The sequence below is a fragment of the Snodgrassella alvi genome, from assembly GCF_002777425.1.
GTDB classification, from domain to species: domain Bacteria; phylum Pseudomonadota; class Gammaproteobacteria; order Burkholderiales; family Neisseriaceae; genus Snodgrassella; species Snodgrassella alvi_B.
This window is the reverse complement of record NZ_MDVC01000091.1, coordinates 130,474-156,692: the sequence shown is the minus strand read 5'-3', so window position 1 is coordinate 156,692 and position 26,219 is coordinate 130,474. Positions and strand designations below refer to the sequence as shown.

Here is a 26,219-nt window from a genome sequence, read left to right as displayed (position 1 = left end):
AAAAATTAAACTCGCCGTCTAGTTATCAACAACAGGAATCCAACCATGTTAGCTAAAGCCATACTATTAGAAAAAAATCAGACCGCGTTTTCTTGTAACATCCAGAACATCGCAGAAGACGAGCTGTTGCAGCAAACAGGCGATACCCTGCTGCAAATACAGTATTCCAGTTTAAACTATAAAGATGCACTGGCCATCACCAATACTGGTCCAGTAGTGCGGCAGTGGCCGATGATACCCGGCATAGACGGCGTTGGAACCATTATTCACAGCAGCAGCAAACAATATCAGTCAGGAGACAGTGTCATTCTAAATGGCTGGGGCTGTGGTGAAACCCATTGGGGCTGCCTGAGCCAGTATGCCTATCTCAAGTCAGACTGGCTTATCCCTCTACCCACAGGTATCAGCACCCAACAGGCCATGATTATCGGCACTGCCGGCTATACAGCCGCTCTGTGCGTTCAACGCATAATCGAACATGGCATTACCCCAGAACAGGGCAACATCCTCATCACCGGTGCAACCGGCGGCGTGGGTTCAGTTGCCATCATGTTGCTCACCCAGCTGGGCTACACCATCACCGCTGCCACCAGCAAAATCAACAATACAGATTACCTGCAACAACTGGGCGTACAACATTTCATCGACAGCAAAACTCTGGCCTACGCTGGCAAACCATTACAAAAAGAACAATGGGCAGCAGCCATAGACGTACTCGGTTCACACAGTCTGGCCAATATCTGTGCCCAAACCCAATATGGCGGCATCGTTACTGCCTGCGGCTTGGCACAGGGCATGGATTTTCCCGCAACAGTTGCGCCCTTTATCCTCAGAGGCATTACACTGGCCGGTATCGACAGCGTTATGGCAGCCCTGCCAAAACGCATTGCCGCATGGGATTTTCTAGCCAAACACCTGAACACCGACCAATTACAACACATTGGGCAAATCATTTCCCTGAACGAATGTCCTAAAATTGCACAAGACATCATCAATGGTCAAACCAAAGGCCGATTTATCGTCGACGTAAACCGTTAAGCTGACAACAAACAAGATACAAGCCACCATCAGCCAACACTGCCAGAACACAATACCCCATTATCAACAGCAAACAATGCGGCCTAAAGCAATGTTAAAATAACCACAGCAAACCTAAACAATACACAATTATCTGCACCAAACAAGACAATGAACCCGCCAACCATCTATCTGGCTTCAGGCAGCCCGCGCCGGCGTGAAATCCTCACCAATCTTGGCTACCATGTCCTGCGCTTACCCGCAGAGATTGATGAAACACCTTATCCGGGCGAAAACGCAACAGATTACGTCCAGCGCATGGCGCGCATGAAAAACAGCGCTGCACTTACCACATGGCAACAAACCCAGCAGCAGCCACCAGAATTTCCCCTTATCAGCGCCGACACCACCGTCAGCCTGAATAACCTGATTCTGGGCAAACCGGTCAACACCGACGATGCATTCCGTATGCTCAAACTACTCTCAGGCCGTCAGCATCAGGTTCACACCGCAGTTTGCATTTACTGGCACAACCAAACCAGCCATATCCTGCAAACCAGCACCGTTCACTTTGCCTCCTTACAAAACGAACAGATTGCTGCCTACATTGCTACCGGCGAACCACTGGATAAAGCAGGAGCCTACGGCATTCAGGGGCTGGGTGGCATGTTAGTCGAACACATCAGCGGCAGCTTTACCGGCATCATGGGTCTGCCTGTATATGAAACTACTCAGCTACTCAGCCAATGTGGCTGTACACCACTTAACCAAACATAATAAAATAATAAATCAGCCCCATACCAGCACAAAATCATGAAAATCTCCTCTTTACTACCTGTTTTCATCATTACTTGCATGGCCGCCTGCTCACATCACGAAAACCATCGCAATGCCAGCGAAGCTGCTGCCATCACCGCGTCAAACGTACAAAGTGCCCATCGGGAAACCATCACCACCCTCGACCAGATTGCAGATCACATAGCCTCAGCCAGCAGCACACCAGCTTCACATAGCCACACACCCCAACCCACTTCCGCTCTCCTGCAACAGCAGTAAGCTCATTATCTGGAATATTAATTTATCAACAACAAATTATTCTTGGATAAATAATTCGCACACAGCTTAACCACACCCTACCCATTCAACAGCAATAAATAACAATTATTTAAAATAAACAATCAATTACAAAATCAGTTAACTTGCATCAACACAAGTAATATCCATCAGCATAAAGCATAAAAAACAAACCATTACCGGCCATCCACAGCAAGCATAATTGACGCAGCAAAATCAAAATCCTACCATTCTTGATTAAATAACTTAATCAAGATGAGCATACTAGTGGTTGATACAGCAGCAAAATCCAGTAGACACGGAGGTGCCAGAGCTGGTGCCGGACGCAAAGCTAAAATTGCCGGACCGAAAATAGTCAAACGCATACCCGTAAGCCTGATACCCGCAGTAGAACACCTGATCAGCCAGCTAGCTAATACCCCGCAGCGCCCAGCACAAAATCTGCCGGCCGATTGCTGGAAAATAGCCGACAACCTCAGCCAGCTAAACATCCCCTTAGCCACAGAAACCATTCCCGCGGGTTTTCCGAGTCCGGCAGAGCCCTACATCAGCGACTATCTGGATTTCAACCAGTATCTGATAAAAAATCAGGCGGCCACCATTGCCGTACGCTGTGGCGGAGATTCTATGCACGATGCCGGCATCAGCCGCAACGACCTGCTCATCATCGATCGTTCCCTTACCCCCAAACACCGCGACATCGTCATGGCAGACTTGGGGAACGAATTCACCATCAAACGCCTGCATAAACTGAATAACGGCTGCATCGAACTGCATTCCGAAAACAGCAGCCAGTCCTATCCCAACTTCAACTTTAAAGAAGGCGACACCCTTACCATCGTCGGCATAGTCACCTACGTTATCAAACACATCCGCTAACCCAGAAATCATGTTCCCAGACCAGCAACTTGCCTTTGTCGATATCGAAACCACCGGTGGCCGTACCACCAGCGACCGCATTACCGAAATTGCCGTCGTCTACACCGAAGCCGGCCAGCAGCAGCCACAGGTTTTCCACACCCTGCTCAATCCCAACACCAGCATTCCCCCTTTCATTCAGGCACTCACCGGCATCAGCAACCAGATGGTAGAACAGGCACCGCATTTCAACGACGAAATTGCCGACCAGCTCAGCGCCATTTTCAAAAAGCGCATCTTCGTTGCTCACAACGTACGTTTTGATTACGGCTTCATCAAAGCCGCTTTCAAACGTCTGGGCAGAACCTTCAATCCACAACAACTATGTACCGTCAAACTGTCACGCCAGCTTTACCCTGAACACAAACACCACGGACTGGACAAAATCATTGCCCGTCATAACATCGACATGCACAACCGCCACCGAGCCTTTGCCGATGCACGCGCCATCTACGACTTCTGGCAGCAGCTCAAACACAGTTTTCCGGCCAGCACCCTGCATCAGGCCTGCAAAACCATTATGCAACGTCCCAGCCTGCCCGCTCATCTCAATAACGATGCCCTGAAAAACATCAGCGACGATTACGGCGTGTACCTTATATACGGCGACAACGACCTTCCCTTGTATATTGGCAAAAGCAAGCAAGTCAAAACCCGTCTGCTGAGCCATTTCGGTCAGGATGTGCACAACAGCAAAGAAATGAGCCTGTCACAGCAGGCCAAAAAAATCGACGTTATCCCTTGTAGTGGCGAACTGGATGCCCTGCTCACCGAATCGGCGCAAATCAAACAGCGCCAGCCTATCCTCAACCGCCGCCTGCGCCGCCAGAAAGACCTGTTCAGCTTCCAGCTCAGTACCAACACACACGGCTACAATACCCTGAACATCGTGCCTATGCGTCACGTCCAGTTCAACCAGCAACAGCGCTACTACGGCCTGTTTCACAGCAAAAGCGACGCCCAGAAAGCCATCAAAAGCACCATCAGCAACACCGACCTGTGTCTGCAAACTCTTGGTATCGAAAAAGGCAGCAGCAACCGCCCCTGCTTCCGCCACCAGCTACACCAGTGCAGCGGAGCCTGCATTAACAAAATCACCGCCACCACCCACAACCTCAAACTGGCACTGGCCTTACAAAAAATCAAACTGGCTGCATGGCCATTTACCAGCTATGCCTATATCAAAGAACGGCAGAAATACCACATCTTCTACCACTGGATTTATCTGGGCAGCGCCAGCAACAGTGATGAACTGCACACCATCCTCAGCCAGCCACAAGGCCAACTGGATCGCGACGTTTATCAAATCATCCAGCAACACAAACACCGCCTGCAAGCCTTAAACCCCGCTTATGTTTGCCCTGATTGACGGCAATGACTTCTATTGCTCCTGCGAAAGAGTTTATCGCCCAGAACTTAAGCAACAACCCATCATCGTCCTAAGTAACAATGATGGCTGCGTCATCTCCCGTTCCAGCGAGGCCAAAGACATCGGCATCAAAATGGGCGTCCCCTATTTCCAGATTCAGCATCTCATACATCAGGGCAAACTAATCGTTTTTTCTTCCAATTACGAACTGTATGCCGACCTGTCACGACGCATGATGAACACCATCGCCTCCCTCGTGCCAGCCATCGAAATCTACTCCATTGACGAATGCTTTGCCGACCTGCACGGCCTGAACAACCTGCACCAACTCGGCCACAACATCCGCAACCGCATCCAGCAATGGGTAGGCATCCCCACCTGCGTCGGCATCGCCCCCACCCGTACTCTGGCCAAATTCTGCAACCATCTGGCCAAACGCCACCGCCACCATTTCAACGGCGTTATCGTCTGGACAGACTGGAATCCCAATATCCAGCGCCGCGCCCTTGCCAGCACACCTGTTAGCGAAATCTGGGGCATCGGCCGCAGAATCGGCCAGAAACTCGCTGCTCAAGGCATCCGCACCGCCCTCGATTTCATCAACGCCCATACTCCCACCCTAAGAAAACAGTTCGGCGTCGTGCTCGAGCGCACCCAGCGCGAAATGCAGGGCATCCCCTGTAGCGAACTCATCATCAACGAAGCCAGTCGCCAGCACATCGTTCGCAGCCGCAGCTTTGGCAACATAATTACCAGCCTTGACGGCCTGCAAGCTGCCATCAGCCATCACATCAGTGCTGGTGCAGCCAAACTGCGCCAACAAAACAGCCACGCCCATATCATCGGCGTTTTTATCTACACCAACCGCTTTCGCCACGACCAGTCCCAATACAACGGCTACCAGTTTATCAAACTGCCACAACCCAGTGCCGACACCCTCACCCTAAACCATATCGCCCAGAATCTGCTACGCAGCATCTACCGCCCCGGCCACGAATACAAAAAATGTGGTATCGAACTAAGCGGTATTGAACCAGCACAGACTTTCCAGCAACAGGATTTACTCTACCCTAGTGAGCACAATCACCGCCCCGAACTCATGAGCGCATGGGATAACATCACCAGCCGTTACGGCCGCAACAGCATTCAGCTTGGCAGCGAACTGCAATCCAGCCACTGGCACATGACCCGCACTCAGCTTAGTCCATGCTATACCACTCAGTTTCTGGAAATATTAACTGTATAACCATTAACCCAGCAGTTCCTGCTTATAAAACTAAAACTATACTGAAATGCCGATTTTCCGTTTTCAAGAATTAAAAAATCTTGCCTAACAACAATATTTGCTGTTCTGACCTATTAAATAGTGATATAAATTCACGCAATAATATTGAAATAAGTGATCATATATACTCCAAGCATAGTTAATGCTTATATCTATCAGGCATGAATTACCACCGCTCAATTATTTAAATTTTCATCCAAGAAATTTTAAATAATTTTTAGCACACAACTTTATATTATGAATAATAAATTAAAGCTAAAATATCAAGAAACTCATTTAATGATTTATAACTTACAAAGTTCAAACTACCAAAACCGTTTTATGGATAGCATATGAAAGCACTGATTTCAATTGATTACACCAATGACTTTATCGCCACAAATGGCGCGCTAACAACTGGGTTAGCTGGACAATCAATTGAGAAAGAAATGGTAAATGTAACCAGAACGTTTATTGAACAAGACGATTTTGTAGTATTTGCCATTGATGCCCATCAATCAGATGATCAGTATCATCCAGAAAATAAATTATTTCTACCACATAATATTATTGGCACAGAGGGGCAAGATTTATATGGTTCATTGAAGCAATTGTACACAATAAACCAATCTAATCCACAAGTTTACTGGTTAAATAAACGTCATTATTCAGCGTTCAGTGGCACTGATCTGGATTTACGCCTGCGTGAAAGAAACATCACAGAAATACATTTAACTGGAGTATGTACCGACATTTGTATTTTACATACAGCAGTTGATGCTTATAACCTTAATTATAAAATAGTCATCCATCAACATGCTGTTGCCAGTTTTGATGCCATAGGACACAACTGGGCTTTAAAACATTTTCAAAACACTTTAGGAGCCAGCATAATCTAAGCATTCTGATTAGCTCATAAATTATGATGATGAACAAATAGCCAGATTATTTAAGGTCTGGGTAGATACAAAAAAACCTCACCACTGTGAGGTTTAATTCTCCTTACTAGCAAGTAAGGGTTTTTGGTGGGTCGTGAGCGATTCGAACGCTCGACCAACGGATTAAAAGTCCGCTGCTCTACCGACTGAGCTAACGACCCTTTGGCTCCCCGACCAGGGCTCGAACCTGGGACCTGCGGATTAACAGTCCGTCGCTCTACCGACTGAGCTATCAGGGAAAGGAAGAGCGCATTATAGGGAGCATTATTAAACTCGTCAAGCATTTTTGGCTACTTCTGTGCTAAAACAGGCCATAAATAATGCAAATATTTGGTAGTTATAGATATTTAATTTCAATTATTGCTTTGCTTTATTAATTGCACGGCTGGATATATCGTATTTGCCCTATTATCTGCTTCTGCTGTTGTTCCAGTTTGCTGCCAATCTGGAACCATACTGCCCGATTCATTAACCTCAAGCGCATACTGATGGGTTTCTCCAGATTAACAGCAATGCTTTTTGGTAACTATAAAAAATGATTAATAGCCGATACAGCTCAGACAGCAAAATATTTTATTTTCCCACTAAGCGTGGTGGGCTTATGGCTACCGCACTTATTCATCAATGATTGATAAATATTATCTTGTTTTCTTTATGCAATTTTTTTTGCGCTCAAGTGCAGATTTCTGCACTACCTACAGCATAAATCTATTTAATAAAATAAATTTATATTTAAAAATCAATATACTATATTTTTATTTTTATGACGCCAAACTGGTACATGAATTGCAATAGTAAAGCAGCCTGCTTTTAAGCAAAGATGAATTTCTAACATGTAACAAGGAGTCGTTATGCAAAAAAAATTAATCACTACCGATAAAATCCGGGATTACCTTAAAGACGGTATGACGATTATGTTTGGCGGTTTTATGGGGTGTGGTACGCCGTTAAAGATTGTTAATGCGATTCTGGAATCAGGTATTAAAGACATAACGCTTATCGGTAACGATACAGCCTTTGTTGATACTGGTGTTGGCCCACTGATTACTAATAATCAAGTGAAGAAAGTAATTACTTCCCATATTGGCACCAATCGTGAAACAGGCAGAAAAATGATTGCCGGAGAGATTGAGGTTGAGCTGGTACCTCAAGGTACGCTGGCTGAGCGCATTCGTTGCGGCGGTGCCGGATTGGGTGGTGTTTTAACACCTACCGGCGTCGGTACGATTGTTGCTGATGGCAAGCAAATTTTATCGGTTAATGGTCGTGAATATTTGCTTGAGCTGCCGCTGCGGGCTGATTTAGCCATCATACATGCTCATCAGGCTGATTATAACGGTAATCTGGTTTATCAATATGCCGCACGTAATTTCAATCCTCTGATTGCTACTGCTGCCGATACCGTGATTGCTCAGGTTGATGAGCTGGTAGAAGTTGGTCAGATTCATCCTGATGTCGTGATGACACCAGCAGCATTAGTTGATTTTATGGTTAGCACTAACGATTAAGGAAAAAAGACAATGGATAAAAAAGAATTAATTGCTCGCCGTGTTGCTCAGGAACTGCGTGATGGTGATGTTGTTAATCTGGGGATTGGCTTGCCAACTCAGGTGGTTAACTATTTGCCAGAAGGTATCAATATTACTCTGCAATCAGAAAATGGTTTTCTGGGGCTAGGGCCGAAAACCGTGGACGAACCCAATATTGTCAATGCGGGTGGACAGCCCTGTGGTGTTGTTCCCGGCGCAGCCATGTTTGATAGTGCATTTTCTTTTGCGCTGATTCGGGGCGGGCATGTGGATGCCTGTGTACTCGGGGGACTGGAAGTTGATCAGCATGCCAATCTGGCAAACTGGATGGTACCGGGCAAAATGGTGCCGGGTATGGGCGGCGCAATGGATCTGGTTACTGGGGCAAAAAAGGTAATTATTGCCATGGAACATTGCACTAAAACCGGTGAACCTAAAATCCTGCCTGAATGTAGTTTACCGCTTACGGCCAAAGGCAAGGTGAGCATGATTATTACTGAGCTGGCAGTATTTGAATTCAGAAATGGGCAACTGTATCTGATTGAGACGTCTGAAGGAGTGGATGTTGATACAGTGAAAGCGCATACCACAGCAGAATTTATTGTCGCGGATAATCTGCAAACGATGTCTATTGCTACAGGGGCACAGGCTTTATGATTTCACGTTTATCCAGACATACTACCAATCTGGTGAGTAAATACCTGCCCGATCCTTTGATTTTTGCTTTACTGCTTACCTTTATCATTTTTTTTATGGCCTGGGGATTAACCGATTCCCAACCGCTCGGTCTGGTAAAAATGTGGGGGGATGGCTTCTGGAACTTATTGGCCTTTGGCATGCAGATGGCGCTGATTGTGGTTACCGGCCATGCTTTAGCCAGCTCACCACCAGTTAAATCTGTTCTGGTTTCTATTGCCTCACTAGCCAAAACACCTACTCAGGCAGCGATGCTGGTAACTTTTGTGGGTTGCATTGCCTGTATTCTAAACTGGGGCTTCGGGCTGGTTGTAGGCGCCATGCTGGCCAAGGAAGTCGCCCGACAGGTTAAGAATGTTGATTATGGATTGCTGATTGCCTGCGCTTATATTGCCTTTATGACATGGGGTGGTGGTTTGTCCGGTTCAATGCCTTTAATGGCGGCAACTCCCGGCAATCCGGTTGCACACCTTATGGTTAGTGAGTCCAATCCACAGGGCATTGTGCCGATTTCACAAACAATGTTTTCTGCCAGTAATATTTTTATTACCACCATGCTGATTATCTGCTTACCTCTGCTGGTACGTTTTATGGTCAGAACCGACGGTAAGGTCAATGTGGTTGACCCTGAGTTACTGGCACCGGAGCCTGATTTTCAACGTAAACTTGATCGGAAAACGGCTACCGTAGCTGAAAAGCTGGAAGAAAGTAAACTGCTCTCTTTACTGGTAGGTGCATTGGGTATCAGTTATCTGCTGATTTACTTCTATCACAGTGGTTTTAATATCACAATTAATACCGTTAATCTAATTTTCCTGACTGCTGGTGTTTTATTGCACCGTACGCCTATGGCCTATATGCGTGCTGTATCCAATGCAGCCAGAAGCACAGCCGGTATTGTTATTCAGTTCCCGTTTTATGCGGGCATTCAATTGATGATGGAACATTCCGGTCTGGGTGGTCTGATTACTGAATTTTTTATCAATATTGCCAGCAAGGATACCTTCCCTATCTGGACATTCTTCAGCTCCGGTATTATCAACTTTGCCGTACCTTCAGGTGGTGGTCACTGGGTTATTCAAGGGCCATTTGTCATTCCTGCTGCGCAGGCTCTGGGTGCTGATTTAGGTAAATCCACGATGGCAATTGCCTATGGCGAGCAGTGGATGAATATGTTGCAACCATTCTGGGCATTACCTGCACTGGCAATTGCCGGGCTTGGGGTGCGGGACATTATGGGTTACTGCATGACGGCATTAATTTTCACTACGCCCATATTCCTGATTGGCCTGTACTTTTTCTAAATAAAAAGGGAGTTTATGATGACAAAAACCGTAATAGTTAGTGCTGCCCGCACAGCCATCGGCAGTTTTAATGGTGCACTTGCCACGGTGAGTGCGATTGATTTAGGCAAAACCGTTATTGATGAAGCATTGAAACGTGCTGCGCTTGATGCCGGTTTGGTGAATGAAGTTATTATGGGTAATGTGCTACAGGCCGGACTGGGGCAAAACCCTGCCCGTCAGGCTGCACTGAGTGCAGGTATCCCCAGTACAGTACCTGCATTTACCGTTAATAAGGTATGTGGTAGTGGCCTTAAATCAGTTGTACTGGCTACACAAAGCATTTTAACCGGCGATAATGATATTGTTGTGGCCGGTGGAATGGAAAACATGTCTCAGGCTCCCTATCTGCTTGGCAGCAAAGCACGATGGGGGCTGAAAATGGGAAATGCAGAACTATATGACACAATGGTGAATGATGGTTTAACCTGTGCCACCAATCATTATCATATGGGAATTACGGCGGAAAATATTGCCGAACAGTATGCTATCAGCCGGCAGGAGCAGGATGAGCTGGCACTGCGTTCCCAGCAGCTTGCCACTCAGGCCATTAATAATGGTGAATTCATCGAAGAAATTGTGCCGGTGACCATCAGTTCACGTAAGGGCGATATTATCTTTAAACAGGACGAATACCCCAAAGCAGATACCAGTCTGGCCGGTCTGGCCAAACTCCGACCTGCCTTTAAAAAAGATGGCACAGTCACAGCCGGTAATTCTTCAGGCATTAATGATGGTGCAGCAGCCATAGTACTGATGTCGGAAACCAAAGCCAAAGAGTTAGGCTTAAAACCATTGGCGTATATTCGCAGCTATGCTTCAGGTGGTGTAGATCCGAGCGTAATGGGGCTGGGGCCGGTACCGACAACCCGACTGGCTTTGCAAAAAGCAGCACTGGAATTGTCTGATATTGATTTAATCGAGGCAAATGAGGCTTTTGCTGCCCAGTTTCTCGGTGTTGGGCGCGAACTGAATTTTGATATGGACAAAACCAATATTCATGGCGGTGCCATTGCCCTCGGCCATCCTATTGGTGCCAGCGGCGCACGTATTCTGGTTACCCTGCTTCATTCCATGCTTCATCGCGATAAACAACTGGGACTGGCAACATTATGTATTGGTGGCGGACAGGGTACGACAGTCATTCTGGAACGCTGTTAACAATCACCCAATAATACTAATGATTATATCTGGTTATCCGATATGTTATTAGATTAGGCAATCAGGCGGTATTGGATTTATCCGATATTGCCTGAGTTGTTAATCCGCATAATCTATCCGATAATTCAAATAAATATCTCGGCTAATAATCAGCCCGACGTTACGAAATTAATTTATTGATAATGATGGATATTTGAGCACTTATGAACACCCGTTTCCTTCAGCGCCTATATCCAGACAGAATCAGTGCCCGTATTTTTTTGCTGGTAACCTTTCTGTCCTGTTTTTCAATCTGTGTCTGTGCAGTATTAATTGATAAAGAAGGACGTGAACTACTCAGGCAGGAAAAAAGCCAAAAACTTTATGCTGTTACCAAAACACTGGATTTGCTTTTAGGGGATGCCTATCAGCAGGTGGATGAAAATCTGCCCAGAACACAGCAGATTGCACAACTTAATCAGTATCTGTCTCCCAGAATTGAACCGTTACTAAAAGATATGCCGAGTATTGCGGCCGGTTATTATCACAAACAACTGGATGCCATTGTCGTCTATGCACCACAATCTGCATATGGCGTGAATGTGGGTAAATCTATTGCAGCCACACACAAAGGGCGTGAAGTAATGCATAGTGGCCGGCACATGATTGATACTGGTGAACAGGTCAGGGGCAATATCATGAATGCCATGATTCCCATCGTACGCAATAATCAGATACTTGGTTATATCTGGGCTAATGAAACACTGGATGATATTGAAAAGCAGACATTTGTATTTGATAAGAATGTCATAATCATCAGCCTGATCTGTATGCTGAGCTGTATCTGTATCGCTTCCTTTTTATCCAGAAAACTGAATACTGATATTAATATAATCAAGCAGGGGCTGGAAAAACTACCCTATTCGCTTGACTTTCGTCTGCCACTGATTCGCGGAGAACTGAATGAAATTGTGAATGGAATTAATAGTCTAGCTGAAAAGCTCAGAAAAACCAAAACCATGAACGAATTGATTTTGGAAAATACACTGGATGGCGTGATTACTGTAGACAATAATGGCTCCATAACCATGTTAAATCCGGCAGCAGAAAAAATAACCGGTTATCAACTTCAACACATACTTGGCCGGCCTTATTCAACCATAGTCGATGATAAAAACTTTCATAGTCCGTTACTGGATACCTTATACAATGGTATCGATCATGTAGGGGTTGAAGTAGATTTTCCGGTTGCCGGACGCATTATCAGAATCTCTGCCAGTACCAGCCATCTGAAAAATCATCAGGGGCAGATAATTGGTGCAGTGGTTATTTTTAAAGATATCACTGAACGCAAAGAAGTAGAAAAACTAATCCAGCAAACAGAACGTCTGGTTGCACTGGGTGAACTGATGGCAGGCATTGCCCATGAAATCCGCAATCCCCTGGCGGCAGTACGCGGTTTTGTCCAGTACCTGCAAAATGATGTACCGCGCACAGAACAAAATGAATATATTGAGATTATTCTGAAAGAAGTTGATTCAATCAATCAGGTTATCCAGCAACTGCTGGACTTTTCCGTGCCCTCCAAAAACTACTATGTTTCCGTTCAGTTAAATACTTTAATTGAAGAAGTACTGGTGCTGATTAACTCATCCCACCGGTCAAATAATATCAGCCTGATTCTTGCATTAACCCGTGAGTTGCCACCGTTGTATCTGGATAAAGAATTAATCAAACAGGCATTACTGAATTTATTAATCAATGCCATTCAGGCAATCAGGGATCACGGTAAAATTGAAATAGCTACATTATTGTCAGCAAACCACAAATATCAGTTGATTCGGATAAAAGATAACGGTGAAGGCATTAAAAAAGAATTAATGGATAAAATCTTTACCCCGTTTTTTACTACCAAAATTTCTGGTACCGGCCTTGGGCTGGCCATGGTACAAAAAATAGTTTCTTCCCATAAAGGGCAAATTAGCATTAAAAATAATGAGCACAGCAGTGGTGTTACCGTTGAAATAGCACTTCCCGTCAACTGAAACAAAATAATCTGGAACTTATGTCGGAAAAAATCTTAATTGTCGAAGACGAACTCAATCTGCGCAAATTGTTATCCATTTTTTTATCACAACAACAGTATCAAGTTATCGCTGTTGATAATGCGGAAGAAGCTATTGCACTATTAGTGCAGCAGCCCATTGATTTAATTTTAATGGATAACCGCCTGCCACAAATGACCGGACTGGAAGCACTGAAAATAATTAAAGAAAGCCATCCAGAGATGTTTATCATACTGATGACGGCTTATGCTGGTGTTGATACAGCGGTTGAAGCATTAAAGCTGGGAGCGATTGATTACATTGTTAAACCCTTTGATCTAAATGAGCTTAAAGCATTGATAAAGCGGACATTAGAGTTAAGCAGGGCTAAAAAGCAGGGAATTGATTTATCGCCGAAAATCGAATTAACCAACTGCGATACCAAAGGGCATATTCTCACTAACAGCCCGAATATGATGGAACTGTGCCGCAATATCGCTAAAATATCACAAACCAAAACTACCGTATTAATCACGGGTGAAAGCGGTACCGGTAAAGAATTAGTGGCGAAAACCATTCATTACTATAGTACACGCTCAACCGGCCCCTTTATCAAAGTAAATTGTGGCGCATTGCCGGAAACCTTGCTGGAAAGTACGCTATTCGGGCATGAAAAAGGGTCATTTACGGGTGCTTATCAACGTCAGCTTGGCTTATTTGAACGTGCACATCGGGGCACACTTTTTCTGGATGAAGTAGCAGAAATGTCGACCAACCTACAGGTAAAACTTCTGCGTGTCATTCAGGAAAAGGAATTCGAACCAATCGGCGGTACCAGATTAATCAAAACTGACTTCCGGCTGATTGCTGCCACCAATCGTAGTCTGCAAGATATGGTCAGCACTGGCGAATTCCGTGAAGATTTATTCTATCGGCTTAATGTTATGGAATTAAGCTTACCACCATTACGCGACAGAAAAAATGATGTCATGCTGCTGGCACGCTACTTTGCCAATCAGTTTTGCCATGAAAATAATAAGGAATTACTCGACTTCACCATCAGCGCTGTGGAAGTACTCAACCAGTATCCATGGCCGGGCAATGTGCGCGAATTGTCCAATGCCATTGAGCATGCCGTGGTAATGTCCAATGGGCTGTTTATTTATCCGCAAGATTTACCTGCACATATCATTGCCCATAAAAAAACACCTGATTTCAATCCGGATTTTGGTGAAGATGAGCAGTATGGTGCTACCTTAAAGGAAAAAGTCAAAATTTATGAGAAAGAATTAATTATCAATGAATTGAAACTAAACCATGGACATCGGGAAAATACCGCCCGTTCACTGGGGGTCAGTAAAAGAACATTATTATATAAAATGCAGGAATACGAAATTGTAGAAACCATTAATTAAACGTAATAAAATCAGACAAATAAGCGTCATTAGCCACCTGATACTGGATGACAGATATACCTTTTCCAGTCTGATTATCCCAGCGCTGCCAGAAATACACCAAGGGCTTCACCGCGTTGACGCACATACAATTCCCAAGCCACTCAATCCGAACTTGTCATTGTATGCGCGTATTTTGCTAAAAAAGCATGGCGAGCTGCAAACACCATTTTGTAACTTATTTAAAATTACTCATAAGCATAATCAACGATTAACGGTGCATGATCAGAAAATTTTTCATCCTTATAGATAGATGCAGTTTGTGCACAGGCAGCAAGATTTGGTGTTGCCAACTGATAATCAATGCGCCAGCCCACGTCTTTTGCATAAGCCTGTCCGCGATTACTCCACCATGTATAGCCAGGTATTTCCGGATACAGGGTACGCCAGATATCTACCCAGCCCAGTTCGTCAATTACCTGACTGAGCCACTGCCGTTCTTCGGGCAGGAAGCCAGAGTTTTTCAGATTTCCGCGCCAGTTTTTCAAATCAATATTCTGGTGCGCAATATTCCAGTCACCACAAATCACCACATCCCGTTGCAATGCCTGTAATTCACGTAGCACGGGCAGGAACTTGTCCAGAAAACTAAACTTAGCCTGCTGCCGCTCCTCCGAACTGCTGCCCGATGGCAAATATAATGAAATAACTGTCAGTTTGCCAAAATCAGCGCGCACATAACGCCCTTCATGGTCAAAATCTTCCCAGCCAAGCCCAATCTGAATAGCATCGGGCCGCTGCTTACTGTATATGGCCACGCCACTGTAACCCCGTTTAACGGCGGTATGCCATACCCCATGCATGCCTTGCGGATGCTTCATCTCTTCGGTCAGATCAGCTTCCTGAGCCTTTAACTCCTGTACACACACAATATCGGCCTGTGCCTGTGCCAGATAATCAATAAAACCTTTACTGGTGGCTGAGCGTATACCATTTACATTGGCAGAGATAATGCGCATCCGCATGTCCTTTCGATTAATGCTAAAATTTAAAGCTTAATTTGTTTAACACATCATTTTATCACCAAGGATAATTATGTCTGATTTCCGTCAGGACTTTCTCCACTTTGCCCTGCAACAGAATGTTTTAAAGTTTGGCCAGTTCACCACCAAGGCCGGCAGACAGTCGCCCTATTTTTTTAATGCCGGTTTGTTTAATGATGGCTACAGTATTCTGCAACTGGCTCGCTTTTATGCCCGCTCCATTCTGGCCAGCAACATAGAATTTGATATGCTGTTCGGACCTGCCTACAAAGGCATTATACTGGCCGCCGCTACCGCAATGATGCTGGCAGAAGAAGGACGCAATGTGCCATATGCCTATAACCGTAAAGAAGCAAAAGACCATGGTGAAGGTGGTGTACTGGTGGGTGCACCATTACAGGGACGTGTACTGATTATTGATGACGTCATTTCAGCCGGTACCTCAGTACGGGAATCAGTGGCCATTATTCAGCGTGAAGGTGCGATTACTGCTGGCGTGGCCATTGCACTTGATCGCATGGAAAAAGGTACCGGAACACAATCAGCCGTACAGGAAGTACAACAGCAGTATCAAATACCCGTAACAGCAATTGCTACACTAGAGGATTTACTTCGCTTGCTGGAAAATGATCCCACACTGGCCAGCTACCATCAACCGGTAGCAGCTTATCGCCAGCAATATGGTGTGTAAAGTTTGTCTGGTTCTGGCAAAAAAGATTGCTTTAATGGTTCAGATAATCTTATGTTTATGAATTGATTACCTTTACCGCGTATTTACCAGATGAATGTTGAACAGTTACTCAATCATTATGGCTATCTGGCCATCTTTATTGGCAGTATTCTGGAAGGCGAAACCATCCTCACGCTGGCTGGTTTTTTTGTGCATAGGGGCTATCTGTTATTTATACCATCCATTCTGTGTGCTACTGCTGGCGGCATGCTTGGTGATCAGGTTTGCTTTTTACTTGGCCGCTATTATGGCACGCGCCTGTTGCAACATTTTCCTAAACTGGATCCGCTGGTAGAAAAAACCAACCGGTTACTGTGCAAGCACAGCTCAATCATTATTATTGGTGTGCGCTTTATATATGGCCTGCGTATTGCCGGCCCCATTGCCATCGGCATGAGTAAAGTATCGTTTCCCCGATTTCTCTTACTGAACGCTCTGGGCGCATTATTCTGGGCAACCATCATCGTTAGTTTTGGCTATTTGTTCGGACAATCAGCGCAATGGATGTTTGCCCAGTTTCATCAATATACAAAGCTATTGTTTGCCATTATTCTGTTGGTAGCTGTGATTGTTCTGTCCATATACTGGTATAGCAAACAGCATCGTAATAGATGAAACGGAACGTTTGCCCTCATTCATATCAGCGATTAATGTCTCTACCTAAGCTGATTTTTTAGCAAAAGTGTACATTATTTTTTTGATAAGCAGACCACTTTAGTAAAAGTGTGACCTGTCTTACCGAGCAGACAGCCAAAAACAATAAACCCCGCTACAGCGGGGTTTATTGTTTTTCTAAAATCAGGTCACACTGCCTGATCAGAAAGTATGTTTCAAACCAACACCAAAGGCAGTGGTTTTGTTTTTACCTTTGCTTTGATTCAGTTCATCGTAGCCATTGCCTTCACGCAGCCAGCCCGCCTGAATATTAGCAGTAGTATGTTTAGAGAAGTCGTAATCTGCACCTAATACAACCTGATCGTATTTGGTGTTTTTCTCTTTGCTACCGTTAATTTTTACATCCCAGCCATGAGCATAAGAGATTTTCGGGAAAACATTATTGAAGTGGTAGCCAAGGGTCAAAACAGCTTCCTGTCCCCGGTTATCCCAGGTCACATTATGATCACCAACATTCATAGTGTTTAAATTACCCTCTCCGCCCACGGGAATTGATGCGCCTTTCAATCCACGGAAATAGGAGCTGGTATTTTTGCTATATTGATAGCCCACACCTACAAACAGGTTATTGGCATCATAGCCACCTTCAAGACGATGTACCTGACCATCTTTAAGTTCGGTATGACCGGATTCAGAAATCATGGCAGCTGAATTTTTCAGGAAGTTAAAGCCATATTTCGCAAAATAACCGGCATTATGGTAATTCAGGCCTACGCTATACTTATCGCCAGCGCCCATACCATAATCATACTCACTGTTACGATTGCCACCATTTACATTATCGCGTGGAGAGTACAAGGCATTGAATTTAAAACCAGCCCATTCTGGGGAATCATAGGCAATACCTACATAACGTTCACCAGTACGGGTAAATTTACCCAAACCTAAAACTTCATTGTTGTATTCCCATGGGTCAACAACGTCCATATTGGCTTTCATGGTATTGCTGATACGACCCGCACGAACTGTACCGAAATCAGTTTGTAAACCGATAAAAGAGTCACGGTTAGCCCAGCCATCTGCTTTACCATTGCTGTTACCTAAATGAATGGCAGATTCTACCTGCCAGATGGCTTTCAGACCGTTACCCAAATCTTCAGAACCTTTAAAACCAATTCTTGAACCATAGTCAGCAATACCATTCTGGTATGGACCACGGCTGTCGCCACTGGTTTTAGTAGAAGATACTTCATAGCCTGCTTTCATTTGGCCGTACAAAACAACCTCTGCCATAGCAGCAACTGGCAAAGTAGTCAAAGCCAAAGCAATCAGGGTTTTTTTCATTACTGTATTCCTAGTTTCAACGTCAAAAATACAAACTTCAAAAACCAAATGAAGAGCTTTTGAAGTTTTACATCAATCGCCATCATGACGAGTGTGCGGAATATACTGGTGGGGTTATAAAAAAGCAAACCACTGATTCTGAATAGCAGACCGAGATAGTTTCTGCTATTAAAGAACAGGTTAAATAAATATCAGAAATGTATCCAAATGACGGTGAAAGCCACTGGTTTTATCGTTAAACTGACTTTCTGCTACAGTTTTTTCACATTACCTACTATTAGCAATACATTTTTATATATAGGCAAATTATTATTCAGAAAAGTCATATACAACAACCAGCACAAGAATGTTTACAGAAAACAAAAATTTTCACGCAACTGTTGTCAATGTATTAATCCATAATCCTTAAAACCATGCTCAGGTATGATTATAGATGTAGTCTATCAGGTTGCTTATCTATCTAATTTTCAGCTATGGATAGAACAATTTAATTATTCAATATCAAATAGATATAATTAGTAGATAAGTAAGTTATTTACTTATGATTTCCTGCACCATTTTTTCAATGGTTTTAACTATATATTTGTCATTATGGCTAAGCTTTTATCCCCTGATTTTTTATAATCAGCCGATATGCTTAATAAGTAATAATAATTATGCTTTTATTGCTATGTGCAGTGTCATCTACATCAAGATTTTATTAATGCAATTCAATGATGTTTATAAAATAAGTTAATCCCTGACTGATGAACAGTGTAATCTGTTCTTCAGTCAGGGATTAAGTTCAACTACTAATTAGTAAGGATTAAATACTAATTAGAAAGTGTGTTTCAGACCAACACCAAAGGCAGTGGTTTTGCGTTTACCTTCGTCTTCGCCTAAACCTTCACGCAACCAGCCAGCCTGTACGTTAGCAGTAGTGCGTTTAGAGAAGTCATAGTCAGCACCTAACACGATCTGATCGTATTTGGTGTTTTTCTCTTTGGTACCGTTGATTTTCACATCCCAGCCATGAGCATAAGAGATTTTCGGGAAAATGTTACCGAAGTGGTAGCCAACAGTCAGAGCAGCTTCCTGACCTTGGTTATCAATAATCACATTGTGATCACCGACATTAGCATCCAATTTCTCACCATCAGGAAGAATGACGTTAACCTGAGTATCGTTTAATAAACTATAGTGAGAGGAGGTATTTTTAGTAAACTGATAACCTAAACCAACAAACCAGTTATTAGCATCATAACCACCTTCTAAACGATGAACCTGACCGTCTTTTAACTCAGCAGTGAGGTCATCATGAATTTTTACGCCAGAGTTTTTCAGGTAGTCAAAACCATATTTAGCATAAAAACCAGAATTTTTGTAGTTCAAGCCAAGGCTGTATTTGTCACCAGATCCGATACCGCGATCATATTCACCTGTACGATCACCACCGTTTACGTTATCACGTGGAGAGTACAGCACATTAAAATTAAAGCCAGCCCATTCTGGAGAATCGTAAGCAATACCTACATAGCGAGCGTCAGTACGGGTGAATTTGCCCAGACCCAATGCATCACTGTTATATTCCCAAGCATCAACAACGTCCATATTAGCATTGATAGCATTGCTGATACGACCGGCACGTACGGTACCGAATTTGTCATGCTGCAAACCGATGAATGAATCACGGTTAGCCCAGCCATCAGATCTACCATTGCTGTGACCCAAATGAATGCGAGATTCTACCTGCCAGATAGCTTTCAGGCCATTACCTAAGTCTTCAGAACCTTTGAAACCAATACGAGAACCGTAATCAGCGATACCATTTAAGTATGGATCACGATCTTCACCAGTAACTTTTGATGAGTTAACTTCATAGCCTGCTTTCATTTGGCCATATAAAACAACCTCAGCCATAGCGGCAACCGGCAAAGTGGTCAAAGCCAAAGCAATCAGGGTTTTTTTCATTGCTGTATTCCTTTTCTATGTCGAAAAAACAAACTTCAAAAACCTAATGAAGAGCTTTTAAAGTTTTGCATTAATCGCCGCGTTAGCGATTTCATGGCTGTCAATATAATGCTTTAGTTGCAAAAAAACAAATTCATTTGCAAACACACAACACTTTTGACAGGTCACACTGCGATAAATAATAGCCAAAAAACAATATTAACCAATAAATTCAATACATTATTCAAAAAATAATACATTAAAATAAAATATTTTCAGCATTTAAAAGTGTTGTAGTTTTTCAACACAATAACTGAATTAAATAATCATATTGAGCAGTTACAGCAATATAGTCACTACACATCTAGTGTACAAGGTGCAATCCATCATTTTGTACTTTATTACGATACTGATACTATTTTGCAAGGTAATGAATAACTTGTAAATACCTTCGTTTATGCATCAACTTGCCTGTATCAGCAATAAGGATTTTACTGATACAGGCAAATATATCAACAAATAAAATACCATTGGATGAGATAGATATCTCTATATTCTGGTTTCAACCTGTTCCAGTACTGCCGGCACTACTGGAACACTATCTGGCTGGTTAAGCACTCTATCTTTGCGCCGCAATTTAGGCTCCGACACAATGACTGCATCATCACTGATTGATACGGTTTTATCCGCGCTGGTCTCAACCAGTATCAGTCCACCCTGTTCAGCTATATGGCTCAGATTAATATCTGCTGCTGTATTCGTCGTTACTGATTCCATCTGAGCAACAACCACCGGTTGGGTTTGCGCTATCGTTTCGGGATTAATAACAACAGATTTATCACCAGTCGATATCTGCTGATCGTGCTCTAACTGGGCAAGAACACGGATAATGGCCTGTTGTGCCTGCTCTACTGCATGCTGCACGATGCCATCATGAGTTTCACTTAACTGGGCAGTATTAACACTGTTGCTGTGCTGCACAGGATTAAGCACATGCTCAGTAGTCTGCTGTATCTGTGCTGTAATAGTGTGAATGTCAATATTGCGGCTGACTTTTCTGGCCGATATGATGTAGCTGCGCTTTTTCTTGCCGTTTTGACGCCGGCTGTTTTTATCATGCCGGGTTTTATGGTGCTCATTTTTCGCTCCTCCAGCAGACAGGGTAATAATCAACGGATCGCTGGTCCGAGCTTCGTCAATCGAATCAATAATGTTTGCTTGCTGCACTGGCGTCTCAGTTTTGCCTGATGCCCGTTGGCGGCGACGGCGAGAAATGTTTTGCTCCTGTTTAAGGCCACTGTGCCCCTGAGTGGTATCGGTTGCTGTATCGGTTTGTGCAGCTGCAAATTTATCGGCACGTTTTTCTTCGCGCCGGTTACGCTGCTCATTTACCGGCCGGCTTGCCAGTATGGCATCAACTGCTGTTTTACTTTCAGCAGCAACGTCAGATTTTTGGGCAGAATCTGTATTTTTAGCCAACCGGTTAGCACGTGACTGACGCCGTTCCTGTGTCTGGGTTTTCTGATTTTTTTTCTGCTGTGTGGCTTTAGCTGCTTTTTCTGGTATGGCACTGCTTTGTACAGCAGATTCGGCAGTCTGACCACCTAACAGCTTACTCAGCCAGCCAGACAGTTTTTTCCACATACTTGGCGTTGCCTCAGTTTTAACTGCGGGCGTTTTCTCAATTACGGGAGCGGGTTGGGTATGATGAATACCTTTAACTGCAGCTTCAGGTCTGACAGTTTTATTCTGACCGATAGAGAATGGCAGTTCACCGAGGTTCTCAGGTTCCTGTACCTGATGATAGCTAGGTACGGTTTTTTCTTCGACATTATCTGTACGTACACGGGTAACACTGTAATGTGGATTTTCCAGATGAATATTCGGAATCAGCAATACACATACATCCAGCCGCTCTTCCAGCCCAAACAATTCAGCACGTTTTTCATTCAGTAGAAAAGTAGCAACGTCTACGGGCACTTGCACCCGCACTTCAGCAGTATTATCTTTCATCGATTCTTCCTGAATGATGCGCAAGATATGTAATGCTGTTGATTCAATGCTGCGAATAAAACCGGTACCTGCACAGCGCGGACAAATAGTATGGCTGCTTTCTCCAAGAGATGGTTTCAGGCGCTGTCTTGACAATTCCATTAAGCCGAAGCGGGACAGTTTAGCCATTTGTACCCGTGCACGGTCTTTTTTCAAGGCTTCACGCAGAGTGGTTTCAACATCACGCTGGTTTTTGCTGTTCTCCATATCAATGAAGTCAATAACCACCAGCCCGCCCAGATCGCGTACACGCATCTGTCGTGCGACTTCTTCAGCAGCCTCCATATTGGTTTTGAATGCTGTATCTTCGATATCTGCTCCGCGTGTTGCCCGGGCGGAGTTAACGTCAATGGATACCAGGGCTTCGGTGTGATCGATAACAATGGCACCACCGGATGGCAAGGCGACTTCGCGGGAAAAGGCAGATTCAATCTGCTGCTCAATCTGGAAACGGGAGAAAAGAGGGGTATGATCAGTATAATGCCGTAAGCGATTGATGTAGGCTGGCATAACATAAGACATGAATTCGCGAATCTGATCATAGACTTCCTGAGAATCAATCAGGATTTCTCCGATATCAGGCTGGAAATAGTCGCGAATGGCGCGGATAAGCAGTGAACTTTCCATAAACAGCAGATAGGGTTCATTATGCTGGTGTGCCGCCTGCTCAATTGCGCGCCATAGCTGCACCAGATAATTCAGATCCCACTGCAATTCTTCTGCACTGCGGCCAATACCGGCGGTACGTGCAATCAGGCTCATGCCACGCGGTGTATCAAGCTCACTCATGGCCTGCTTGAGTTCCTGCCGGTCTTCACCTTCAATACGGCGGGAAACACCACCACCACGGGGGTTATTCGGCATCAGCACCAAATAGCGTCCAGCCAGACTGATAAACGTGGTTAGGGCTGCCCCCTTGTTACCACGCTCATCCTTTTCTACTTGTACAATGACTTCTACGCCTTCTGACAGCACATCCTGAATACGGACACGACCACCTTCATAATTCTGAAAATAACTGCGTGATATTTCCTTAAATGGCAGGAAACCATGGCGATCTGTGCCATAGTCAACAAAACACGCCTCCAGTGAAGGTTCGATGCGGGTAATAATACCTTTGTAGATATTGCCTTTGCGCTGTTCTTTACCCAGCGTTTCGATGTCCAAGTCAAGCAGACTTTGTCCATCCACAATTGCCACGCGCAATTCTTCCGCCTGCGTGGCATTGAATAACATTCGTTTCATGAAAACCTCGTTATGTGCACTGACGAGGCGTTGTAATTAGTATTTGACACCCGCAGCCTTGCCAGATTGAATTGTTCACGGCAAATTAAGCAGGCTTTCATCATAAAGAAGGTGTAAAGATCATATTCGCTATCCAGCATCACAATACCTGCTAAACAGCGTGTGCCCGATAGCCGATAAAGACGGTCACGGCACTTAATTGGGGTAGCCATTCTTCTGTTATTCTGTCAGGTGCTTGGGCGCAGTAGCGGCTGCGTTATCCGGTTTTGTCTTGCCAGATCACGTCTGAAGCCGTGGCTTGCCACCTGATGGAGTCAAACTTAATCACTAACCCTTGCTGTTGACGGCTGGTCAACAACATGGGGAAATACGCCTGCAACAGTGCGTTTTTCCAATAAATACGTTAACATTTCATTATTTGCAGCCAAAATGCGCTTTCAGGCGCTTTTCAGCTCCGGGCAAAATGCGCCCTTTTTCGGTTCAGTATCGTCTGCCACTATTGCTTCTGGCCATGACAACTGATGACTTCTATTTATTTATAAAAGCTTACGGATTATAAGCAATATGACGGTTTTAAGCAAAGATTCAGTGCAGTTTTTGTCTGTCTGTGCGGAAAGTGCTGGGCAACGACTGGATAATTATCTGATACGGGAATTGAAAGGTGTGCCAAAAAGTCATATTCAGCGCATTATCCGTAGTGGAGAAGTACGTCTGAACAAGAAACGCTGTAAAGGGACAGACCGTATTGCCGTCAATGATCAGATTCGTTTACCGCCCATTCGTGTTGCCTCCAGTCATGCGCCTGCAACCGCCTCGACCATTCCTGCGCAGGAATTTGCTATTGTGTATGAAGATGATGTATTGCTGGTGATCAACAAGCCCTCTGGTGTCGCCGTTCATGGCGGCAGTGGTATCAGCTTCGGTGTCATTGAGCAGTTACGGCGTGCCCGTCCTGAAGCACGTTATCTGGAGCTGGTTCACCGGCTGGATAAAGACACCAGCGGTTTACTTATGATTGCCAAAAAACGCAGTGCTCTGGTCAAACTGCATGAATCGATTCGCCAGAATCATCCACATAAAGTATATCTGGCCCTGGCCGTTGGTACATGGCCGGAAAAAGTACATCAAGTCAAATTGCCACTGCTGAAATACACTGGTGCTCAGGGAGAAAAAATGGTACGCATTGCCAGTAATGCTCAGGAAGGACAGCGGGCATATACACAGTTTCGAGTACTGCAACAGTATGCAGGTACTCAGTTACACGCCGTAGGCATAAAAGCATTAACTCTGATGGAAGCGACGCTGAAAACGGGACGCACCCACCAGATACGTGTGCACATGCAATCACAGTTGTGTCCGATCGCTGGTGATGAACGTTATGGGGATTACCAGATAAACAGGCGCCTGCACAAAACCGGTTTGAAAAGAATGTTTTTACATGCCACAGAGTTAACGCTGGCACATCCGGTTAGTGGCGATATTTTACAACTTACCGCCCCTCTCCCGGATGACTTGCAGCAGTTTCTGCGTAATCTGCCAGCAGTTTCGGACAAACTGTCACAGCAGAGTTAAAACTGAATTTAGTGGTGCCTAAAATGATTGTTGCTGTAGCCATTGTTTAAGTTGAGAGCCACATTTATCATGACGCAGGCTATATTCAATAAAGGTTTTCATATAACCCAGTTTGTCGCCACAATCATGTGAATAGCCCTGAATCATAAACGCATCTACGGCTTCCTGTTGCATCAGTGCAGCAATGGCATCTGTAAGCTGAATCTCACCACCCGCGCCTGGCACTGTTTTCTCCAACAGCGGCCAGATACTGGCTGAAAGCACATAGCGGCCAACGACTGCCATATCAGATGGAGCCTGTTCTAGCGCAGGTTTTTCGACAATAGCGTTCATGGCAATACTGCTTCCGGCAGCAGCCTGCTGATTATTACAATCTACAATACCGTATTTGTTGACTTCACTCATCGGCACGCGTTCAACCATAATCTGACTACGTTGTGTTTGGTCGAAATGCCTCAACATTGCCGCCAGATTATCTGTAGCCAGATTACAGGCACTTTCATCTATCAGTACATCAGGTAGCAAGACAGCAAATGGTTCATTACCAATCACAGAACGTGCACACAGCATTGCATGACCCAGACCTTTTGCTTCGCTTTGACGTACCTGAATAATTTGCATATCAGCAGGTAAAACAGCACGAATTTCAGCCAGCAAAGCAGTTTTACCCTTGTTTGATAACTGTGTTTCCAGCTCAAATGCGGTATCAAAATGGTTTTCAATCGCAGTTTTAGAAGCATGGTTAACCAGAACAATTTCATTAATACCTGCAGCAGCACATTCCTGCACAATGTACTGAATGAGTGGTTTATCGGCTACCGTTAGCATTTCTTTAGGAATAGCTTTTGTTGCGGGCAACATACGTGTGCCTAAACCAGCTACAGGAATAACAGCTTTCATTTAGTTCTTTTCCATTCCAACAAAATGATTATTCAAACAACTATATGATTTATATATAAATA

The 26,219-nt window shown here is 44.4% G+C and carries 21 protein-coding genes and 2 tRNA genes; 16 read left to right on the top strand and 7 right to left on the bottom strand.

The genetic code is table 11. The annotated features are described in order from the left end of the window. Positions 1-45: 45 nt before the first annotated feature. The 7 genes from acuI to BGI33_RS08835 all read left to right on the top strand — a co-directional run bounded on the left by acuI (position 46) and on the right by BGI33_RS08835 (position 6,541). Positions 46-1,038, top strand: a complete 993-nt coding sequence (acuI, locus tag BGI33_RS08865) for an acrylyl-CoA reductase (NADPH) (RefSeq protein ID WP_100090845.1) — start codon at positions 46-48, stop codon at positions 1,036-1,038. 150 nt (positions 1,039-1,188) lie between these two features. Continuing rightward, positions 1,189-1,794 carry a Maf family protein gene (locus tag BGI33_RS08860; protein WP_100090844.1) on the top strand — a complete coding sequence of 202 codons (606 nt, stop codon included), beginning with the start codon at positions 1,189-1,191 and terminating at the stop codon, positions 1,792-1,794. 36 nt (positions 1,795-1,830) lie between these two features. Further along, positions 1,831-2,073, top strand: coding sequence for a hypothetical protein (locus tag BGI33_RS08855; RefSeq protein WP_100090843.1), 243 nt, complete (start codon positions 1,831-1,833; stop codon positions 2,071-2,073). A gap of 273 nt (positions 2,074-2,346) precedes the next feature. Then, positions 2,347-2,970 (top strand): LexA family protein, encoded by a 624-nt coding sequence (locus tag BGI33_RS08850; RefSeq protein WP_100090842.1) that lies wholly within the window; start codon positions 2,347-2,349, stop codon positions 2,968-2,970. A 10-nt stretch (positions 2,971-2,980) separates the two neighbouring features. Beyond that, complete coding sequence (locus BGI33_RS08845; protein WP_100090841.1) at positions 2,981-4,378, top strand: 3'-5' exonuclease family protein; 1,398 nt, start codon at positions 2,981-2,983, stop codon at positions 4,376-4,378. Next, positions 4,362-5,624 carry a Y-family DNA polymerase gene (locus BGI33_RS08840; protein ID WP_100090840.1) on the top strand — a complete coding sequence of 421 codons (1,263 nt, stop codon included), beginning with the start codon at positions 4,362-4,364 and terminating at the stop codon, positions 5,622-5,624. Before BGI33_RS08845 ends, BGI33_RS08840 begins: the two co-directional genes overlap by 17 nt. A gap of 371 nt (positions 5,625-5,995) precedes the next feature. Next, positions 5,996-6,541: a cysteine hydrolase family protein gene (locus tag BGI33_RS08835; RefSeq protein WP_100090839.1), complete on the top strand. Its 546-nt coding sequence runs from the start codon at positions 5,996-5,998 to the stop codon at positions 6,539-6,541. 124 nt (positions 6,542-6,665) lie between these two features. On the opposite strand, the gene BGI33_RS08830 is transcribed toward BGI33_RS08835, so the two are convergent. Together BGI33_RS08830 and BGI33_RS08825 are read right to left on the bottom strand one after the other, a co-directional pair. Continuing rightward, a tRNA-Lys gene (locus BGI33_RS08830) sits at positions 6,666-6,741 on the bottom strand. Positions 6,742-6,743: 2 nt separating this feature from the next. Then, positions 6,744-6,819, bottom strand: a tRNA-Asn gene (locus tag BGI33_RS08825). 612 nt (positions 6,820-7,431) lie between these two features. Between BGI33_RS08825 and atoD the strand changes: the two genes are divergently transcribed. The 6 genes from atoD to BGI33_RS08795 all read left to right on the top strand — a co-directional run bounded on the left by atoD (position 7,432) and on the right by BGI33_RS08795 (position 14,748). After that, a complete protein-coding gene (atoD, locus tag BGI33_RS08820; RefSeq protein WP_100090838.1) occupies positions 7,432-8,088 on the top strand; it encodes an acetate CoA-transferase subunit alpha in 657 nt (218 codons plus the stop codon). Positions 8,089-8,100: 12 nt separating this feature from the next. After that, positions 8,101-8,766: a 3-oxoacid CoA-transferase subunit B gene (locus BGI33_RS08815; protein WP_100090837.1), complete on the top strand. Its 666-nt coding sequence runs from the start codon at positions 8,101-8,103 to the stop codon at positions 8,764-8,766. Further along, positions 8,763-10,109: a TIGR00366 family protein gene (locus tag BGI33_RS08810; protein WP_100090836.1), complete on the top strand. Its 1,347-nt coding sequence runs from the start codon at positions 8,763-8,765 to the stop codon at positions 10,107-10,109. Before BGI33_RS08815 ends, BGI33_RS08810 begins: the two co-directional genes overlap by 4 nt. A gap of 18 nt (positions 10,110-10,127) precedes the next feature. Beyond that, positions 10,128-11,309 (top strand): acetyl-CoA C-acetyltransferase, encoded by a 1,182-nt coding sequence (locus tag BGI33_RS08805; protein ID WP_100090835.1) that lies wholly within the window; start codon positions 10,128-10,130, stop codon positions 11,307-11,309. A gap of 203 nt (positions 11,310-11,512) precedes the next feature. Then, positions 11,513-13,333: a two-component system sensor histidine kinase AtoS gene (gene atoS, locus BGI33_RS08800; protein ID WP_100090834.1), complete on the top strand. Its 1,821-nt coding sequence runs from the start codon at positions 11,513-11,515 to the stop codon at positions 13,331-13,333. Positions 13,334-13,353: 20 nt separating this feature from the next. Next, positions 13,354-14,748, top strand: a complete 1,395-nt coding sequence (locus BGI33_RS08795) for a sigma 54-interacting transcriptional regulator (RefSeq protein ID WP_100090833.1) — start codon at positions 13,354-13,356, stop codon at positions 14,746-14,748. 227 nt (positions 14,749-14,975) lie between these two features. Here BGI33_RS08795 and BGI33_RS08790 read toward each other — a convergent pair whose 3' ends face one another. Next, positions 14,976-15,746, bottom strand: coding sequence for an exodeoxyribonuclease III (locus BGI33_RS08790; RefSeq protein ID WP_100090832.1), 771 nt, complete (start codon positions 15,744-15,746; stop codon positions 14,976-14,978). A 76-nt stretch (positions 15,747-15,822) separates the two neighbouring features. On the opposite strand from BGI33_RS08790, the gene pyrE reads away from it, so the two are divergent. Next, a complete protein-coding gene (pyrE, locus tag BGI33_RS08785; RefSeq protein WP_100090831.1) occupies positions 15,823-16,461 on the top strand; it encodes an orotate phosphoribosyltransferase in 639 nt (212 codons plus the stop codon). 90 nt (positions 16,462-16,551) lie between these two features. Next, positions 16,552-17,115, top strand: a complete 564-nt coding sequence (locus BGI33_RS08780) for a DedA family protein (protein ID WP_100090830.1) — start codon at positions 16,552-16,554, stop codon at positions 17,113-17,115. 201 nt (positions 17,116-17,316) lie between these two features. Here the strand turns inward: BGI33_RS08780 and BGI33_RS08775 are convergent, their stop codons facing one another. The 3 genes from BGI33_RS08775 to BGI33_RS08765 form a co-directional block, all read right to left on the bottom strand. Then, positions 17,317-18,459: a porin gene (locus BGI33_RS08775; protein WP_100090829.1), complete on the bottom strand. Its 1,143-nt coding sequence runs from the start codon at positions 18,457-18,459 to the stop codon at positions 17,317-17,319. Between the two features lie 816 nt (positions 18,460-19,275). Further along, the gene (locus BGI33_RS08770) at positions 19,276-20,409 is read right to left on the bottom strand and encodes a porin (RefSeq protein ID WP_100090828.1); all 1,134 of its coding nucleotides are present in this window, start codon (positions 20,407-20,409) and stop codon (positions 19,276-19,278) included. 528 nt (positions 20,410-20,937) lie between these two features. Beyond that, entirely contained in the window at positions 20,938-23,685 is a 2,748-nt protein-coding gene (locus BGI33_RS08765; protein WP_180297071.1) for an Rne/Rng family ribonuclease, read from the bottom strand. Positions 23,686-24,249: 564 nt separating this feature from the next. Between BGI33_RS08765 and BGI33_RS08760 the strand changes: the two genes are divergently transcribed. Then, positions 24,250-25,257 carry an RluA family pseudouridine synthase gene (locus BGI33_RS08760; RefSeq protein WP_100090826.1) on the top strand — a complete coding sequence of 336 codons (1,008 nt, stop codon included), beginning with the start codon at positions 24,250-24,252 and terminating at the stop codon, positions 25,255-25,257. Between the two features lie 18 nt (positions 25,258-25,275). Here the strand turns inward: BGI33_RS08760 and galU are convergent, their stop codons facing one another. Further along, the gene (gene galU, locus BGI33_RS08755) at positions 25,276-26,157 is read right to left on the bottom strand and encodes a UTP--glucose-1-phosphate uridylyltransferase GalU (RefSeq protein ID WP_100090825.1); all 882 of its coding nucleotides are present in this window, start codon (positions 26,155-26,157) and stop codon (positions 25,276-25,278) included. Positions 26,158-26,219 lie beyond the last annotated feature (62 nt).

Coding starts and splice junctions, on each gene's coding strand:
- atoS (WP_100090834.1), top strand. CDS start 11,513: ATGAACACCCGTTTCCTTCAGCGCCTATATCCAGACAGAATCAGTGCC.
- BGI33_RS08810 (WP_100090836.1), top strand. CDS start 8,763: ATGATTTCACGTTTATCCAGACATACTACCAATCTGGTGAGTAAATAC.
- acuI (WP_100090845.1), top strand. CDS start 46: ATGTTAGCTAAAGCCATACTATTAGAAAAAAATCAGACCGCGTTTTCT.
- BGI33_RS08775 (WP_100090829.1), bottom strand. CDS start 18,459: ATGAAAAAAACCCTGATTGCTTTGGCTTTGACTACTTTGCCAGTTGCT.
- BGI33_RS08765 (WP_180297071.1), bottom strand. CDS start 23,685: ATGAAACGAATGTTATTCAATGCCACGCAGGCGGAAGAATTGCGCGTG.
- BGI33_RS08770 (WP_100090828.1), bottom strand. CDS start 20,409: ATGAAAAAAACCCTGATTGCTTTGGCTTTGACCACTTTGCCGGTTGCC.
- galU (WP_100090825.1), bottom strand. CDS start 26,157: ATGAAAGCTGTTATTCCTGTAGCTGGTTTAGGCACACGTATGTTGCCC.
- BGI33_RS08780 (WP_100090830.1), top strand. CDS start 16,552: ATGAATGTTGAACAGTTACTCAATCATTATGGCTATCTGGCCATCTTT.
- BGI33_RS08860 (WP_100090844.1), top strand. CDS start 1,189: ATGAACCCGCCAACCATCTATCTGGCTTCAGGCAGCCCGCGCCGGCGT.
- BGI33_RS08815 (WP_100090837.1), top strand. CDS start 8,101: ATGGATAAAAAAGAATTAATTGCTCGCCGTGTTGCTCAGGAACTGCGT.
- pyrE (WP_100090831.1), top strand. CDS start 15,823: ATGTCTGATTTCCGTCAGGACTTTCTCCACTTTGCCCTGCAACAGAAT.
- BGI33_RS08760 (WP_100090826.1), top strand. CDS start 24,250: ATGACGGTTTTAAGCAAAGATTCAGTGCAGTTTTTGTCTGTCTGTGCG.
- atoD (WP_100090838.1), top strand. CDS start 7,432: ATGCAAAAAAAATTAATCACTACCGATAAAATCCGGGATTACCTTAAA.
- BGI33_RS08855 (WP_100090843.1), top strand. CDS start 1,831: ATGAAAATCTCCTCTTTACTACCTGTTTTCATCATTACTTGCATGGCC.
- BGI33_RS08795 (WP_100090833.1), top strand. CDS start 13,354: ATGTCGGAAAAAATCTTAATTGTCGAAGACGAACTCAATCTGCGCAAA.
- BGI33_RS08850 (WP_100090842.1), top strand. CDS start 2,347: ATGAGCATACTAGTGGTTGATACAGCAGCAAAATCCAGTAGACACGGA.
- BGI33_RS08845 (WP_100090841.1), top strand. CDS start 2,981: ATGTTCCCAGACCAGCAACTTGCCTTTGTCGATATCGAAACCACCGGT.
- BGI33_RS08790 (WP_100090832.1), bottom strand. CDS start 15,746: ATGCGCATTATCTCTGCCAATGTAAATGGTATACGCTCAGCCACCAGT.
- BGI33_RS08835 (WP_100090839.1), top strand. CDS start 5,996: ATGAAAGCACTGATTTCAATTGATTACACCAATGACTTTATCGCCACA.
- BGI33_RS08805 (WP_100090835.1), top strand. CDS start 10,128: ATGACAAAAACCGTAATAGTTAGTGCTGCCCGCACAGCCATCGGCAGT.
- BGI33_RS08840 (WP_100090840.1), top strand. CDS start 4,362: ATGTTTGCCCTGATTGACGGCAATGACTTCTATTGCTCCTGCGAAAGA.